Origin of the sequence: Actinosynnema sp. NPDC091369 (assembly GCF_044757065.1) — a bacterium.
Taxonomy (GTDB): Bacteria; Actinomycetota; Actinomycetes; order Mycobacteriales; family Pseudonocardiaceae; genus Actinosynnema.
This window is the reverse complement of sequence record NZ_JBIVUG010000014.1, coordinates 55,828-69,125: the sequence shown is the minus strand read 5'-3', so window position 1 is coordinate 69,125 and position 13,298 is coordinate 55,828. Positions and strand designations below refer to the sequence as shown.

The following is a 13,298-nucleotide window of genomic DNA, read 5'->3' as shown; positions in this document are numbered from 1 at the left end:
ACCAGCCTGCCACGGCGATACTGGCGGGGTGTCCGGATCGGACTGGGTGCTGCACGTCGACCTCGACCAGTTCATCGCGGCGGTCGAGGTGGCGCGCCGACCCGAGCTGCGCGGCAAGCCGGTGGTCGTCGGCGGGGCGGGCGACCCGACGCGGCGCGCCGTGGTGGCGACCGCGTCCTACGAGGCGCGCGAGTTCGGCGTCCACTCGGGGATGCCGTTGCGGCTGGCGAAGAAGAAGTGCCCGGACGCGGTGTTCCTGCCGTCCGACGCGGCGGCGTACGAAGAGGTGTCGGCGCACGTCATGGACGTGCTGCGCGAGCTGCCCGTGGTGGTCGAGGTGCTCGGCTGGGACGAGGCGTTCCTCGGCGCGCGCACCGAGGACCCCGAGGCGGTGGCCGGCACCGTGCGCCGGGCGGTGAAGGAGCGGACCGGGCTGGAGTGCTCGGTCGGCATCGGCGACAACAAGCTGCGCGCCAAGCTCGCCACCGGGTTCGCCAAGCCCGCCGGGGTGTACCGGCTGACCCGGGACAACTGGGTCGAGGTGATGGCCGCGCGTCCGGTGACCGCGTTGTGGGGCATCGGGTCGCGGACCGCGGCCAAGCTCGCCGCGCTGGGCGTCGGCACGGTCGCGGAGCTGGCGCGGGCCGAACCGGAGGTGCTGGCCGCGCGGTTCGGCCCGGCGATGGGGCCGCACTTGCGGGACCTGGCGCTCGGCGCGGGCGACCCGGTCGTCACCGCCACGCCGTGGGTGGCGAAGTCGCGCAGCCGCGAGACGACGTTCCAGCAGGACCTGACCGACCCGGACGAGGTCCGCGAGCAGGTGCGGCTGCTCGCGCGGCGGGTGGCCGAGGACGTGCGCGCCGAGGGGCGTCCCGCGGTCCGGGTGGTGGTGAAGGTGCGGTTCGTGCCGTTCTTCACGTACACGCGGGGCGTGGCGCTGGCCGAGCCGACGACGGACGTCGAGCCGATCGAGGACGCGGCGGTGGCGGCGCTGGCACGATTCGACGACGCGCGCGCCGTGCGCCTGCTGGGGGTGCGGGCCGAGTTCAGCGGAGGACGACCATGACGAAAGTCGTGTTGAACGGCTCGGTGTCGCTCGACGGGTACAGCGCCGGGCCGAACGTGAGCGACGAGCACCCGATGGGCGAGGGCGGCGAGCGGCTGCACGAGTGGCTGTTCGCCGAGGGGGCGGACGGTGACGCGGCGTTCGCGGCGACGGTCGGCGCGGTCGTGCTGGGCAGGCGGACGTTCGACCTGGGGCTGCGGTTCTGGCAGGACACGCCGTTCCCGGTGCCCAGCTTCGTGCTGACCCACGAGCCGCGCCCGCCGCTGGCGATGAAGTCGGCGGCGTTCACGTTCGTCACCGACGGGCCGAAGAGCGCGATCGCCCGGGCGCGGGCCGCGGCGGGGGACAGGGACGTGCTGGTCATGGCCGCCGCGGAGGCCGCGCAGCACGTGCTGCGGGCCGGGCTGGTGGACGAGATCCGGTTGCAGCTCGTGCCCGTGCTGCTCGGCTCGGGCACGCGGCTGCTGGACGGGCTGCGGCCGACCGGGCTGGAGCGGATCGGGGTGACCGAGGCCGACGACGTGCTGCACCTGAGGTTCCGCGTCCTGCGGTGACGTCGAGCCCGGTCACGACGCCGACGCGGTGATGCCGTCCAGGACGGTGTAGAGCCGGGCGGCGGTGGGGCCGTCGAACTCGGGGCGGCCCAGGTCCACCGGCTTGCCCGCCCGCGACGCCGTGAGCGGTGCGGTGGGCGGGTCGGCCAGGAAGCGGTGGACCTGGGCCGCCGCGCCGGCCGTCGAGCGGGCGAACAGCCGGGCCACCGCGTCCAGCGCCCGGCCGCGCAGCCCGCCGACCTGCGCGCCGAGGCCGCTGTCCACGAACATCGGGTTGTGCAGCACGTACCGGACCGCGCTGCCCGGGTGCCGGTCGGCGAAACCGGCCCCGAGCAGGTCCGCGGCCCGCGCACCCTGGCTGACCGCCCGGAACGGCCGGAACCCGCGGCTGAGCGCGAGGTCGTCCCACTGGATGCCCGGCCCCTTCAGCCCGGCCACGCCGCACAGGCTCACCACGACCGGCGCGGCCGACCGCTCCAGAGCCGGCAGCAGCCGTTCCACCAGCGCGAACCGGCTCACCGCGTAGAGGGCGAACGAGTGCTCCAACCCGTCGGCGGTGACCTCGCGGCGGCGGGTGTAGCGGCCCGCGCCGAGCACGAGGTGGTCGACCACGTCGAACCGCGCCGCCACCTCGTCGGCCACCGCGGCGGTGCCGGCGATCGTGCTCAGGTCGCCCCGGATCAGCTCCACCCCGTCCGGCGCGGCGGCCGACCGGCCCACCACCGCGACCCGGTGCCCCTCGCGCGCCAGTCGTTCCGCCAAGCTGCGGTCGATGCCGTTCGTGCCGCCCGTGATCACCGCGTTCGCCATAACCTGGAGCTTGCAGCGCGTCGCGACGACCCGGAAGAAGGCACATCCATGTCACTGGTCCCGGTGCCGGTCACGGCCGCCGACCGAGCCACCTGCTCGGTGTCCGGGTTGCTGACCCGGGTCGGCGACAAGTGGAGCCTGCTGGTGCTGGTGCTCCTGGCCGAACACCCCTACGGCTTCAACGAGCTGGACCGCGCGGTGCACGGGCTGAGCCGCCGCATCCTCACCCGCACCCTGCGCGCCCTGGAGCGCGACGGCCTGGTCAGCCGGGAGGTGCGGCCCGGCAGGGCGGCCGGCGTGACGTACTCGGCGACCGCGCTCGGCCGGTCCCTGCTGGAGCTGGTCGTCCCCCTGGGACAGTGGGTGCTGCGGCACGAGGCCGAGATCGAGGCCGCGCGGTCGGCCTACGACACCGAGTCCAGCACCCGCCGCGCGGTGTCCGCACTGGACTGAGGGTTCTGGCCGGTGACCAGGTTGCCGTCCACGACGACCGTGCTGGACCACGCCGGGCCGGTCTCGGGCACCGCGCCCAGCTCGCGCAGCCGCGCCTCGACGGAGTACGGCACGGCCAAGCCGCCCTGGCGCTCCTCCTCGTCGGTGAAGACGGTCAGCCGCCGCCCGGCGAACGCGAACGTGCCGTCCTCGCGCACCGCGGCCAGCAGCCCGGCCGGGCCGTGGCACAGCGCGGCGACGACCTTGCCCGCGTCGTCGAACGCCACCAGCAGCCGGCCGAGGTCCGCGTCGAACGCGAGGTCCGCCATCGGGCCGTGCCCGCCGGGCAGCAGCACGGCGTCGTAGTCGGCGGCGTCGACGTCCGCGAGCCGCAGCGGCGCCGCCAGTTCGTCCTCGATCGACGCCAGGTAGGCGGCGAACTCGTCGGTCAGGCTGGCCGCGTCGACGGTCGGCCGCGCGCCGCCCGGCGTGGCGATGTCCACGCGTGCGCCGGCGTCCCGCAGGACGCGCACCGACTCGACCACTTCCTCCGCCCAGAACCCGGTGGAGTGGCTCGACCCGTCGGCCAGCACCAGTTCGTCGGCCGCCGAGACGACCACGAGGACCTTGCTCATCGTTCGTTCCCTTCGAGAAGTCGCTGTCCAGGTCGGACAACGACCACTCCATCACGTTTCATCCGGTAGCGTCAGGCAGGCCATAAGCAGACTTATAGCTCCGGAGTTGCGCGGTGACGGATCTCGACCTGCTGTCCACGTTCGTGGAGATCTACCGGGCCGGTTCGCTGACCGCCGCCGCGCAGCGCCGGGGTCTCACCCAGCCGGCGGTGAGCGGGCACCTGGCGCGGTTGGAGCGGGACCTGGGCGAGCCGCTGTTCGTGCGCTCCAGCCGCGGCGTCACGCCCACCGCGCGGGCCGACGCGCTGGCCCGCCGGGTCGGCGCGCACGTGGACGAGCTGCGGTCCGCGCTGTCCGAGGTGGACGACCGGGAGGCGTACGCGGGCACGGTGCACCTGGCGGGCGCGGTGGAGGTGGTGGCCGCGCGGGTGCTGCCCGCGCTGGCGCCGCTGACCGCGCGCGGGCTGCGGCTGCGGGTCACGCTCGGGCTCGCCGACGACCTGCTGGCCGCGCTGGCCAACGCCCGGCTGGACCTGGTGGTGTCCGCGGTGCGGCCCGCGGACCGGGCGCTGGTCGCCACGCCGTTCGTGGACGAGGAGTTCGTGCTGGTCGGCGCGCCGACGCTGGTGCGCACGATCGACCGCGCGCTGCTGGCGGCCGACCCCGTGCGGGCGCTGGCGCACCTGCCGCTGGTCGCGTACGCGGAGGAGCTGCCGATCGTGCGGCGGTACTGGCGCAGCGAGTTCGGCCGCCGCCCGCCCAACCCGGTCGCGGTCGTGGTGCCGGACCTGCGGGCGGTGCTGGCGGCGGTGGTCGCGGGGGCCGGGGTGTCGGCGCTGCCCCGGTACCTGGCCGACCCGGCGCTGGCGGCCGGGTCGGTGGAGCCGGCGCACCAGGCGGCGGTGCCGCCGCTGAACACGTTGTTCCTGGCCACCCGGGTCGGTGGGCTGGCGAACCCGTCCGTGGCGCTGGTGCACGGGCACCTGATGGCCCGCTCGCGCGACTGGGGTGTGCTGTGACCGCGTCGCGCGAGCGGGCCCGTCCGGGGATCAGACGCCGGCGATGGACTGGATCCAGGACCGGTACCGCGTCACGTTGGTGTAGGCGGTGGTGGTCTGCCGGTCACTGGTGGACGCGACGCCGACCTGCGCGCCGCCCGCCATCATCGGGCCGCCCGAGTCGCCGCCCGCGGTGATGCCGTCGCCGCGCCGGGCGCAGATCGCGCTGCCGCCGTAGGCGTCGGTGCAGCCGCCGGTGACGACGACGTTCGCGACCTTCAGGTACTGCGACTGGCAGTTGATCTCCGAGCCGCACTGGGACGTCGCGCCCCAGCCGTAGACCTGCACGGTCTGGCCCACGGTGACCGAGCCGGGCTGGCCGAGCCGGGCGTAGGTCGCGGACACGGAGCGGTCGAGCCGGACCAGCGCCAGGTCCGACGAGTGGGTGTGGGTCTGCACGCCGTTGGCCACCGTGCCGCCGGACGTCTGGTCGAGGCTGCCGATGCGGAACGACAGCCCGCCGCCGCTGACGCAGTGCTTCGCGGTCAGGATCCACGTGGGCGCGATGATCGTCGCGCTGCACGTCTGCCTGCCGTTGGAGAACAGCCGGGCCGCCCACGGGGCGTTGCTCGCGTAGCCGCCGCCGATGATGTACGGCGTCACGCCGCCGTCCGCCGTCGCCGGTGCGGCCGAGGCCGAGGGGACGAGGGCGAGCAGCGACAGCAACCCGGCCGCGAGCGCGGGGATCAACCTGGTGATGCGCAAGGTTCCTCGATTCCGAAGACAACGCGATCGCTCGCGTACAGGGGGTGTCTTGGGTCACCGGATTCGTACCACTCGACCGGGTGAAAAGGGATATATCGAATCGGTTATAACGCGGGCTATAGCGTGTGCGGCATGCTCGTCGAACTGGCCATCGGGGACGCGTACGGCGCGGGCTTCGAGTACGCCGACCCCGCGTTCGTGACCAGGCACAACACCCTCGACGGGTACGTGCGGCACCCCCGCCACCACGGCATCCGCCCCGGTGCCTACACCGATGACACGCAGATGACGCTGGCGTTGGCGGAACTGCGGGCCTCCGGCGTCGAGTGGACGCCCGAGTCGGTGGCGACGGCGTTCGTCACCGCGTTCCACCGCGATCCGCGCGAGGGTTATGCGCGGGGATTCCGGGCTTTCCTGGGCACCGTGCGCACCGGCGCCGAGTTCCTGGCGCGCATCCGGCCGGACAGCGACAAGAGCGGCGCGGCGATGCGCGCCTCACCCGCCGGGCTGCTGCCCACCGCGGCCGACGTGCTGCACCACACCGACGTGCAGGCCAGGGTCACCCACGACACCCCGGACGGCGTCGCGGCGGCGCGGGCGGCGGCGCTGGCCGTGCACTACTGCCATCACGGGCTGGGCCCGGTGGCGGAGGTCGGCCCGTGGATCGCCGACCGGCTCGGGTCCGGGGTGTGGGCGCGGCCGTGGCGCGGCAAGGTCGGGTCGAAGGGGGTGATGAGCGTGCGCGCGGCGTTGACCGCGCTGGCCGCGGGCGGGTCGCTGAGCTCGGTGCTGCGGGCGTGCGTGGCGTTCACCGGGGACGTGGACACGGTCGCGACCGTCGCCCTGGCCGCCGCGTCACGGTCCGCGGAGATCCGCGCCGACCTGCCCCGGGCCCTGGTGGACGGGCTGGAGAACGGGCCGTTCGGCCGCGACCACCTGGCCCGGGTGGACGCTCAGCTGCGGTAGTGGTCGAGCAGCTCGGCGACCCGGTCCTCCGGCCACGGGCAGCGGACCTCGCCGAACGTGGCCGCGAAGAACAGCTCCAGGTGCGCGTGCCACGCGGCCAGCGCCCGCGCCGCGAACGCCGGGTCGGCCAGGGCGTGCGTCAGCTCGACCGTCGTGCCGCGGTCCGGGTCGTGGCGGAACTCCCAGCGCACCCGGCCGGTCGGCGAGTCGAACGCCAGCACGCGGGGCGGCACGCGTTCGACGAGGGGGCCCGGCGGCACGTGCGGGTTGGTCGCGCGGGTCGGCACGCCGTCCTCGCCCTCGCCGTCCTCGCCCTCGGTGAGCAGCGCCCACACCTCGTCCAGCGGGCGCCAGACGAGGTCGCGGACGAACCGCACCACGCCGCCGTCGAGCCGGCCCTCGTCCAGGCCGAACTCGCGGATGTAGCGCTCCATCGGGCCCAGCACGTCGGTCGACGACTGGAACGGCCGGTCGTCCAGCCGGGCTTCGAGCGCCCCGAGGCAGGTGTCCCAGCCGGCGGCGTTGCGCCCCGCGCCGTGCTCGTCGCCCAGCACGTGGGTGAACACCAGCAGGCAGCCGCGCTCGTGCGGCAGCAGCTCGAACCGCAGCACGTCGGTGTTCCAGCGGAACGCGAACACCCGCGGCGGGTCGGACTCCAGCACCTCGCCGGTGGTGACCTGGTCGGGGAACGAGAACGTCAGCTCCCGCCCGTCGACGGCCACCGCGGCCGGGAACCAGTGCGCCAGCTCGGCGGGTTCGGTGACCGCCCGCCACACCTTGGCCGGTGGGTGGGCGAGGACCCGTTCGAACCTCAGCACGGGCTTGCCGTCGATCCGCCGCAACTCGGTGCTCATGAGTCCGTCCCGTCCAGTCGGCGTTCCAGGGCGTCGAGGCTGTCCTCCCACATCCGCCGGTACGGCGCCAGCCAGGCGTCGACCTCGGCCAGCGGCCCCGGCCGCAGCCGGTAGAGCCGCCGCTGGGCGTCCCGCCGGACCTCGACCAGCCCGGCGTCGCGCAGCACCTTGAGGTGCTTGGACACCGTCGGCTGGCTCACCGACAGCCCGTCGACCAGGTCGTTGACCTGCCGCTCGCCGTCCCGCAGCACGTCGAGGATGCGTCGCCGCTGCGGGTCGGCGAGGACGGCGAACGTGGATGCCATGTCGGAAATATAGCCGGATCGGCATATACGCTGTCAACGGCGTGCGTTTGCCGGTCGACACCCACCCATCACACGTTAGGATGAAATCGGCTCCTCGACCCCAGTGCAGCCCACTCCACGCGTGGCACGACCGCGCGGACGTCTTCCGCTCGACGCTTCGAGGAGCCCCTCCATGCCGCGCACGTTCACCGGCTCGCCCGTCCGCGACCTGCTCGCCCTCACCTCCCGCCCCGAGGTCATCTCCTTCGCGGGCGGCCTGCCCGCGCCCGAGCTGTTCGACGCCGACCACCTGCGCGAGGCTTACGCGCAGGCCGTCTCGCGCCGGTCCTTGCAGTACGCGCCCACCGAGGGCGACCCGGACCTGCGCGGGCTGGTCGCCGACCGGCTGACCCGCCGCGGCCTGCCGACCGCGGCCGAGGACCTGCTGGTCACCTCCGGCTCGCAGCAGGCCCTGACGCTGGTCGTGACCGCGCTGCTGGAGCCCGGCGCGGTGGTCGCGGTCGAGGAGCCGACCTACCTGGCCGCGCTGCAGTGCTTCCAGCTCGCCGGCGCGCGGGTCGTGCCCGTCGCGGGCGACGAGCACGGCATGGACCCGGCGGCGCTGGCCGAGGTGGTCGAGCGGGAGCGGCCCGAGCTGCTGTACCTGGTGCCGACGTTCGCCAACCCGACCGGCCGGACGGTGAGCGCGCGGCGGCGGGCCGAGATCGCCGGGATCGCCGACCGGCACGGCCTGTGGGTGGTCGAGGACGACCCGTACGGCGAGCTGCGCTACCGGGGCGAGCCGGTGCCGTCGCTGGCGTCGATGAGCGACCGGGTGCTGTACGCGGGCAGCTTCTCCAAGGTCGGCGCGCCGGGCATGCGGCTGGGCTGGCTGCGCGCACCCGCCTCGATCATGCGCACGCTGGTGATCGTGAAGCAGGCGGCGGACCTGCACACGTCCACCGTCGACCAGGCCGCCGCGGCGGTGTACCTGAAGGCGAACGACCTGGACGAGCACATCCGCGGGTTGTGCGCGGCCTACCGGGAGCGGCGCGACGCGATGATCGCCGCGCTGCCGTCGACGGTGCCCGCCGGGACGCGGTGGAGCGACCCGGACGGCGGGATGTTCGTGTGGGTGACGCTGCCCGACGGGGCGGACACCTCGGAGCTGATCACCGCGGCGTTGGCCCGGGACGTGGCGTTCGTGCCCGGCGCGCCGTTCTACGCGACCACCCCGGACCGGTCGACGCTGCGGCTGTCGTTCACCACCAACGCGGTCGACGAGATCGCCGAGGGCATGCGGCGGCTGGCGGCCGTGCTGCGGTAGGCGCACGGTCGGACCGTGCGTTCCGCACGGGTCGGACGTGACAGCGCGGGGGTGGGGGTTGTGCGCCGCCCGGCCCACCGTGGTGGTCATGAGACGTTCTTCGATTCTGTCCCTGGTGGTCTCGACCGCCTTGGGCGTGGTGATCGTGGCCGACGGCGACGGCGGCTGGACCGGGTTCGGCACGTGGGGGCTGGTCGCGTGCGCGCTGGTCTACCTGGTCGCCGGGCTGCTGCGCGCCGAGGTGCGCCGCACGCGCGTGCTGTGGGCGCAGGTGGCGGGCGTGATCGGGTTCGGCGCGGTGGCGGGGGTGGCGCTGCTGGTGGACCCGGAGGTCGGCCGGTACCTGGTCGCGGCCGGGTGGCTGGCGCACGCCGGGTGGGACCTCGTGCACTTCCGCGCCGACCTCGTCGTGCCGACCTGGTACGCCCTGGCGTGCGCGGTGGTGGACGCGTTCGTCGGCGTTTCGCTGGCATGGTGATCCCGTGATGCGGCGAGCGCGGGTGCTCACGCTGGTGTCCTTGGGCGTGGCGTGGTCGACCAGCCTGGTCGGACCGGGGATCGGCGTGCTGCTGGAGACCCGGCCCGGCTGGGTGGTGGCGGGCCTGGTCGGCGTGCTGCTGTTCAGCGCGGCGCAGGCGGGCGCGCTCTACACGGCGGTGACGCCCGGTCGGGCGCAGTCGCGGTGGGACACGGCCCTGTTGGCGGCGGCACTGCTCTCGGTGCCGCTGCTCGCGCCCGTGGCGGAGGGGAGGTGGGACACGTGGGCGTGGGTGGGCGCGGCGCTGGTGGGGACGGCGCCGGTGCTGGTGCGGCGGCGGTGGTGGGTGGTGGTCCCGCTGGTGGTGGCGGTGGCCGTGGCCGTGTCGGCGGAACCGGTGCGGGCGCTGGTCGTCGCGGGCGCGGTCGGCCTGGGGTTGGCGTTGATGCACGTGCTGCCGGTGTGGTTGTGGGACCTGGTGGTGCAGGCGCAGCAGGGGCGTGAGGCGCGGGCCCGGTTGGCGGTGATCGAGGAGCGGCTGCGGTTCGCGCGGGACGTGCACGACCTGCTGGGGCACCGGCTGACCGTGATCGCGCTGAAGGCGGAGCTCGCGTCCCGGCTGGCGGCCGTGGACGGGACGCGGGCCGGGGCGGAGGCGGACGAGGTGCGGGCGCTGGCCGCGGCGGCGTTGTCGGAACTGCGGGAGGCCGTGCACGGCTACCGGACCGTGGAGCTGGACGAGCAGGCGGCCGCGGTCGAGCAGGTGTTGACCGCGGCCGGGGTGCGGTGCACGGTGACGGTGCCGGCGGGGCTGCCGTCGGCGGCGCGCGAGCTGTCGTGGGCGTTGCGGGAGGCGGGGACGAACGTGCTGCGGCACAGCCGCGCGCGGTGGTGCACGATCGACGTCGAGGCGGGGGCGGACGAGGTGCGGCTGACCGTGGCGAACGACGGGGCGACCGGCGCGCGGGGGCCCGGTTCGGGGTTGAGCGGGCTGGCGGAACGGCTGGCCGAGGTCGGCGGGATGGTGCGCACGGGGGAGGAGGACGGGGTGTTCACGCTGGTGGCGACCGTGCGGTCGTGATCCGGGTGCTGCTGGCCGACGACGAGGAGCTGATCCGCGTCGCCGTGGCGGCGCTGCTCGGGCTGGAACCGGACATCGAGGTCGTGGCGCAGGCCGGGGACGGCCGGGAGGCGGTGCGCGCGGCGTTGGCGCACCGGCCGGACGTGGCCGTGGTCGACCTCCGGATGCCCGGGCTGGACGGGTTCGAGGTGACCGGGTCGCTGGCGTCGTCGCTGCCGGGGTGCGCGGTGGTGATCCTGACCGGCCGCGGCAAGCCGCCCCACCTGCGGCGGGCGTTGACGAGCGGGGCGAAGGGGTTCCTGCCCAAGGGGTCGCCGGGTGGCACGCTGGCGGACGTGATCCGGCGGGTGCACGGCGGCGCGCGCTACGTCGACCCGGAGCTGGCCGCGGCCGCGCTGACCACGCCGCCGTGCCCGTTGACGCCCCGCGAGCTGGAGGTGCTGCGGCTGGCCGAGTACGACACGCCGGTCGCGGTGATCGCGCGCCGGACGCACCTGTCCGCCGGGACGGTGCGCAACCACCTGGCCGCGGCGGTGGCGAAGCTCGGCGTGGCGAGCCGGTCCGAGGCTTACCTGACCGCGCACGACCACGGGTGGCTCTGACCCCCGGTCCGGCCCGGTCCGGGGACGGGTTCGGCGCGCGCACCGGCAGGTAGCGGAAGTTTCCGGCGGCCCGGGGCTTGGCCGGTGCTGCCCGGCGTCCCTACTTTCGAGCCCTGCCGAAGGAAAGCAGGGGGCCACCATGAACGACCACGCGCTGTCGATCCCGTCACCGTCCCTGTCGTCGCCACCGCCACCGCCGTCGTCGTCGCCGCCGGGTCGGTCGCGGCCCGCCGTCGTGCTGCTCGGGTTGCTCGTCGTGGTGCTGGCGGGCGCGTCGGTGCTCGCGATCGTGCTGTTCGTCGGGGCGAAGGACGAGCACGGCCTGGAGGTGCAGCGGCTGGACCAGGCGAGCCGCCTGCTCACCGAGGCCGAGGGGCGGTTGGCGGACACCGAGTCGACCAACGACACCGTCGCCGGCCGGATCTCGACGCTGGAGGCGCAGAACACCGAGCTGCGCAAGTGCGCCGACCCGGCCCGTGACTCGATCATCGCGGCGAGGGACGACGACGACGCGGCCCTGGGCCCCGCCGTCGACCGCGCCGCGGACAACTGCTGAGCCGGGGAGCCGACATGACCACGCCAGAAGACGACCGGGTGTTCACGCCCTTCGCCCCGCCCGCGTCGACGTCACCCGATCCGACACCACCCGACCCGACGCCTTCCGCGTTAACCCCGTCCGCGTTCACGCCGCCGAACGGCGTGCCGCTGGCGCACGACCCGGCACCGGCCGCGGGTGCGGCGCCGTCACCGGAACCGCCCGGCCCGCCGAGCCGCACCCCGATCGTCGTGCTGACCGCCGTGGCCGCCGTCCTCGCTGTCGTGGCCGGCCTGTTCACCGTCCTCTACCTGGGTGAACGCACCGACCGCGACGCGACGGCCGCTGCCCGCGCCGACCGGGAGCGCACGCTCGCCGACGTCACGGCGAAGCAGGACGAAGCCGACTCGGCCCTGGAGACCAACCGGTCCCGCGAGTCCGTCCTGGAGGGCGAGCACGACCTGCTCACCGAGTGCGCGGACGCCGCCAAGGCTTACTTCGACCTGCCGCCCGAGCAGACCCCGGAGTCCTCACGCCTGTTCCGCATCATGTACGACGTCTGCCCGCAGATCTGACTCCATCGCCGCCCGGACGCCGCGGACCGCCAGCCGGTCCGCGCGTTCGTTCTCCGGGTGCCCGGCGTGCCCCTTCACCCAGTGCCACTCCACCCGGTGGGGCGTGGCGGCGGCGTCGAGGCGCTGCCACAGGTCCACGTTCTTCACCGGCTGCCGGCCCGCCGTCAGCCAGCCGTTCGCCTTCCACTTGGCCATCCACGACAGCACGCCGTTGCGGACGTACGTGCTGTCGGTGTAGATCCGCACCGCGGACGGCCGCTTGAGCGTCTCCAGCGCGCGGATCGGGGCCATCAGCTCCATGCGGTTGTTGGTGGTGGCCGTCGACTCCCCGCCGAACAGGTCGCGCTCGTGCGCCCCGTACCGCAGCACCGCGCCCCACCCGCCCGGTCCGGGGTTCCCGCTGCACGCGCCGTCGGTGTAGATCTCCACCACCTGCTCCATGCGGGGAAGATACCCACCGGTCCGGTGACGGATTTCGGCCGTGAGCGCAATCGCTGTCGCCGGACCGGGGCCGTGGGCACCCTGGGGCCATGGCACTGGGTTTCCGGGGCGAGGTCGCCGACTACTACCACCGCTACCGGCGCGGTTACCCGCCGGAGGCGTTCGACGTGCTGGCGGAGGTGTTCGGGTTGACCCCGGACGACGTCGCGGTGGACCTCGGCTGCGGCACGGGCCAGGTGACCGTGCCGCTCGCGAGCCGGGTCCGCGCCGTGGTGGGCGTCGACCCGGAACCGGACATGCTGGCGCACGGTCGGCGTGCGGCGGCGGAGCGCGCGCTGGCCAACGTGTCGTGGGTGGTCGGGACGGACGCGGACGTGCCCGCGCTGGGTGCCGCGCTAGGCGACGGGTCGGTCGGCGTCGTGACGATCGGCCAGGCGCTGCACTGGATGCGGCACGACGACCTGTTCCGCACGGTGTCCACGCTGGTCAGGCCGGGTGGCGGGGTGGCGGTGCTGACCAACGGCACGCCGTTGTGGCTCCAGGACGGCGACTGGTCGCGGGCGTTGCGCGCGTGCCTGGAGGAGTGGCTGGGCACGCCCGCCGGCAAGACGTGCGGCACCGACGAGGAGAGCCAGGCGGTGTACCGGCGGAGCCTGGCCGCCGCCGGCTTCCGGGTCGACGTGCGCACCGTGGACTACACCGACACGCTGGACCTCGACTCGGTCGTGGGCGGTGTCCTGTCGGCCCTGCCGGCCGACCGGCTCCCCGCGGACCGCCCCACCTTCACCGCCCGGATCCGCGACGCGCTGGAACCGCACGCGCCGTTCACCGAGCACGTCCGCGTCACCGTGCTGACCGGATCGAAACCCGCCACCGGCTGACCCGCCACCTCTAC

General features: G+C 74.6%; 18 protein-coding genes. 12 read left to right on the top strand and 6 right to left on the bottom strand.

Annotated features, from left to right (window positions below; genetic code table 11):
• Positions 1–28: 28 nt before the first annotated feature.
• Positions 29–1,066, top strand: a complete 1,038-nt coding sequence (locus tag ACIQMJ_RS34735; protein ID WP_499765234.1) for a DNA polymerase IV — start codon at positions 29–31, stop codon at positions 1,064–1,066.
• The gene (locus ACIQMJ_RS34730) at positions 1,063–1,620 is read left to right on the top strand and encodes a dihydrofolate reductase family protein (protein WP_499765233.1); all 558 of its coding nucleotides are present in this window, start codon (positions 1,063–1,065) and stop codon (positions 1,618–1,620) included. Before ACIQMJ_RS34735 ends, ACIQMJ_RS34730 begins: the two co-directional genes overlap by 4 nt.
• A 12-nt stretch (positions 1,621–1,632) precedes the next feature.
• On the opposite strand, the gene ACIQMJ_RS34725 is transcribed toward ACIQMJ_RS34730, so the two are convergent.
• Positions 1,633–2,430 (bottom strand): SDR family NAD(P)-dependent oxidoreductase, encoded by a 798-nt coding sequence (locus tag ACIQMJ_RS34725; protein ID WP_499765232.1) that lies wholly within the window; start codon positions 2,428–2,430, stop codon positions 1,633–1,635.
• Positions 2,431–2,478: 48 nt separating this feature from the next.
• Between ACIQMJ_RS34725 and ACIQMJ_RS34720 the strand changes: the two genes are divergently transcribed.
• Positions 2,479–2,883: a winged helix-turn-helix transcriptional regulator gene (locus ACIQMJ_RS34720; protein WP_499765231.1), complete on the top strand. Its 405-nt coding sequence runs from the start codon at positions 2,479–2,481 to the stop codon at positions 2,881–2,883.
• On the opposite strand, the gene ACIQMJ_RS34715 is transcribed toward ACIQMJ_RS34720, so the two are convergent.
• Entirely contained in the window at positions 2,835–3,497 is a 663-nt protein-coding gene (locus ACIQMJ_RS34715; RefSeq protein ID WP_499765230.1) for a type 1 glutamine amidotransferase domain-containing protein, read from the bottom strand. The genes ACIQMJ_RS34720 and ACIQMJ_RS34715 overlap by 49 nt on opposite strands.
• 113 nt (positions 3,498–3,610) lie before the next feature.
• Here ACIQMJ_RS34715 and ACIQMJ_RS34710 point away from each other — a divergent pair, with 113 nt between their 5' ends.
• On the top strand, positions 3,611–4,516 hold the full coding sequence (locus ACIQMJ_RS34710; RefSeq protein WP_499765229.1) for a LysR family transcriptional regulator: 906 nt from the start codon (positions 3,611–3,613) through the stop codon (positions 4,514–4,516).
• A gap of 30 nt (positions 4,517–4,546) precedes the next feature.
• Here ACIQMJ_RS34710 and ACIQMJ_RS34705 read toward each other — a convergent pair whose 3' ends face one another.
• Complete coding sequence (locus ACIQMJ_RS34705; protein ID WP_499765228.1) at positions 4,547–5,260, bottom strand: S1 family peptidase; 714 nt, start codon at positions 5,258–5,260, stop codon at positions 4,547–4,549.
• Between the two features lie 132 nt (positions 5,261–5,392).
• On the opposite strand from ACIQMJ_RS34705, the gene ACIQMJ_RS34700 reads away from it, so the two are divergent.
• Positions 5,393–6,226, top strand: a complete 834-nt coding sequence (locus ACIQMJ_RS34700) for an ADP-ribosylglycohydrolase family protein (RefSeq protein WP_499765227.1) — start codon at positions 5,393–5,395, stop codon at positions 6,224–6,226.
• Here ACIQMJ_RS34700 and ACIQMJ_RS34695 read toward each other — a convergent pair.
• Both ACIQMJ_RS34695 and ACIQMJ_RS34690 read right to left on the bottom strand, forming a co-directional pair.
• On the bottom strand, positions 6,214–7,080 hold the full coding sequence (locus ACIQMJ_RS34695; RefSeq protein ID WP_499765226.1) for an SRPBCC family protein: 867 nt from the start codon (positions 7,078–7,080) through the stop codon (positions 6,214–6,216). The two genes, ACIQMJ_RS34700 and ACIQMJ_RS34695, sit on opposite strands and share 13 nt — an antisense overlap.
• The gene (locus ACIQMJ_RS34690) at positions 7,077–7,385 is read right to left on the bottom strand and encodes an ArsR/SmtB family transcription factor (protein WP_499765225.1); all 309 of its coding nucleotides are present in this window, start codon (positions 7,383–7,385) and stop codon (positions 7,077–7,079) included. The genes ACIQMJ_RS34695 and ACIQMJ_RS34690 overlap by 4 nt, the downstream gene beginning before the upstream one ends.
• A 172-nt stretch (positions 7,386–7,557) precedes the next feature.
• Here ACIQMJ_RS34690 and ACIQMJ_RS34685 point away from each other — a divergent pair, with 172 nt between their 5' ends.
• From ACIQMJ_RS34685 to ACIQMJ_RS34660, 6 genes are all read left to right on the top strand, one after another.
• Complete coding sequence (locus tag ACIQMJ_RS34685) at positions 7,558–8,691, top strand: aminotransferase-like domain-containing protein (protein ID WP_499765224.1); 1,134 nt, start codon at positions 7,558–7,560, stop codon at positions 8,689–8,691.
• Between the two features lie 88 nt (positions 8,692–8,779).
• Positions 8,780–9,169, top strand: a complete 390-nt coding sequence (locus ACIQMJ_RS34680) for a hypothetical protein (RefSeq protein ID WP_499765223.1) — start codon at positions 8,780–8,782, stop codon at positions 9,167–9,169.
• Positions 9,170–9,176: 7 nt separating this feature from the next.
• Positions 9,177–10,250: a sensor histidine kinase gene (locus ACIQMJ_RS34675; protein WP_499765222.1), complete on the top strand. Its 1,074-nt coding sequence runs from the start codon at positions 9,177–9,179 to the stop codon at positions 10,248–10,250.
• Positions 10,247–10,852, top strand: coding sequence for a response regulator transcription factor (locus tag ACIQMJ_RS34670; protein ID WP_499765221.1), 606 nt, complete (start codon positions 10,247–10,249; stop codon positions 10,850–10,852). The genes ACIQMJ_RS34675 and ACIQMJ_RS34670 overlap by 4 nt, the downstream gene beginning before the upstream one ends.
• Positions 10,853–10,991: 139 nt before the next feature.
• A complete protein-coding gene (locus tag ACIQMJ_RS34665) occupies positions 10,992–11,408 on the top strand; it encodes a hypothetical protein (protein ID WP_499765220.1) in 417 nt (138 codons plus the stop codon).
• A gap of 14 nt (positions 11,409–11,422) precedes the next feature.
• On the top strand, positions 11,423–11,962 hold the full coding sequence (locus ACIQMJ_RS34660) for a hypothetical protein (RefSeq protein ID WP_499765219.1): 540 nt from the start codon (positions 11,423–11,425) through the stop codon (positions 11,960–11,962).
• Here the strand turns inward: ACIQMJ_RS34660 and rnhA are convergent.
• Positions 11,918–12,403 (bottom strand): ribonuclease HI, encoded by a 486-nt coding sequence (gene rnhA / locus ACIQMJ_RS34655; RefSeq protein ID WP_499765218.1) that lies wholly within the window; start codon positions 12,401–12,403, stop codon positions 11,918–11,920. The genes ACIQMJ_RS34660 and rnhA overlap by 45 nt on opposite strands.
• Positions 12,404–12,492: 89 nt before the next feature.
• Here rnhA and ACIQMJ_RS34650 point away from each other — a divergent pair, with 89 nt between their 5' ends.
• Positions 12,493–13,284, top strand: a complete 792-nt coding sequence (locus ACIQMJ_RS34650; protein WP_499765217.1) for a class I SAM-dependent methyltransferase — start codon at positions 12,493–12,495, stop codon at positions 13,282–13,284.
• The last annotated feature ends 14 nt before the right edge of the window (positions 13,285–13,298 follow it).

Excerpts from the sequence above, each read along its gene's own strand:
- ACIQMJ_RS34700 (WP_499765227.1), top strand. The coding sequence starts at position 5,393 with ATGCTCGTCGAACTGGCCATCGGGGACGCGTACGGCGCGGGCTTCGAG.
- ACIQMJ_RS34650 (WP_499765217.1), top strand. The coding sequence starts at position 12,493 with ATGGCACTGGGTTTCCGGGGCGAGGTCGCCGACTACTACCACCGCTAC.
- rnhA (WP_499765218.1), bottom strand. The coding sequence starts at position 12,403 with ATGGAGCAGGTGGTGGAGATCTACACCGACGGCGCGTGCAGCGGGAAC.
- ACIQMJ_RS34725 (WP_499765232.1), bottom strand. The coding sequence starts at position 2,430 with ATGGCGAACGCGGTGATCACGGGCGGCACGAACGGCATCGACCGCAGC.
- ACIQMJ_RS34730 (WP_499765233.1), top strand. The coding sequence starts at position 1,063 with ATGACGAAAGTCGTGTTGAACGGCTCGGTGTCGCTCGACGGGTACAGC.
- ACIQMJ_RS34690 (WP_499765225.1), bottom strand. The coding sequence starts at position 7,385 with ATGGCATCCACGTTCGCCGTCCTCGCCGACCCGCAGCGGCGACGCATC.
- ACIQMJ_RS34695 (WP_499765226.1), bottom strand. The coding sequence starts at position 7,080 with ATGAGCACCGAGTTGCGGCGGATCGACGGCAAGCCCGTGCTGAGGTTC.
- ACIQMJ_RS34720 (WP_499765231.1), top strand. The coding sequence starts at position 2,479 with ATGTCACTGGTCCCGGTGCCGGTCACGGCCGCCGACCGAGCCACCTGC.
- ACIQMJ_RS34665 (WP_499765220.1), top strand. The coding sequence starts at position 10,992 with ATGAACGACCACGCGCTGTCGATCCCGTCACCGTCCCTGTCGTCGCCA.
- ACIQMJ_RS34685 (WP_499765224.1), top strand. The coding sequence starts at position 7,558 with ATGCCGCGCACGTTCACCGGCTCGCCCGTCCGCGACCTGCTCGCCCTC.
- ACIQMJ_RS34675 (WP_499765222.1), top strand. The coding sequence starts at position 9,177 with ATGCGGCGAGCGCGGGTGCTCACGCTGGTGTCCTTGGGCGTGGCGTGG.
- ACIQMJ_RS34715 (WP_499765230.1), bottom strand. The coding sequence starts at position 3,497 with ATGAGCAAGGTCCTCGTGGTCGTCTCGGCGGCCGACGAACTGGTGCTG.
- ACIQMJ_RS34660 (WP_499765219.1), top strand. The coding sequence starts at position 11,423 with ATGACCACGCCAGAAGACGACCGGGTGTTCACGCCCTTCGCCCCGCCC.
- ACIQMJ_RS34680 (WP_499765223.1), top strand. The coding sequence starts at position 8,780 with ATGAGACGTTCTTCGATTCTGTCCCTGGTGGTCTCGACCGCCTTGGGC.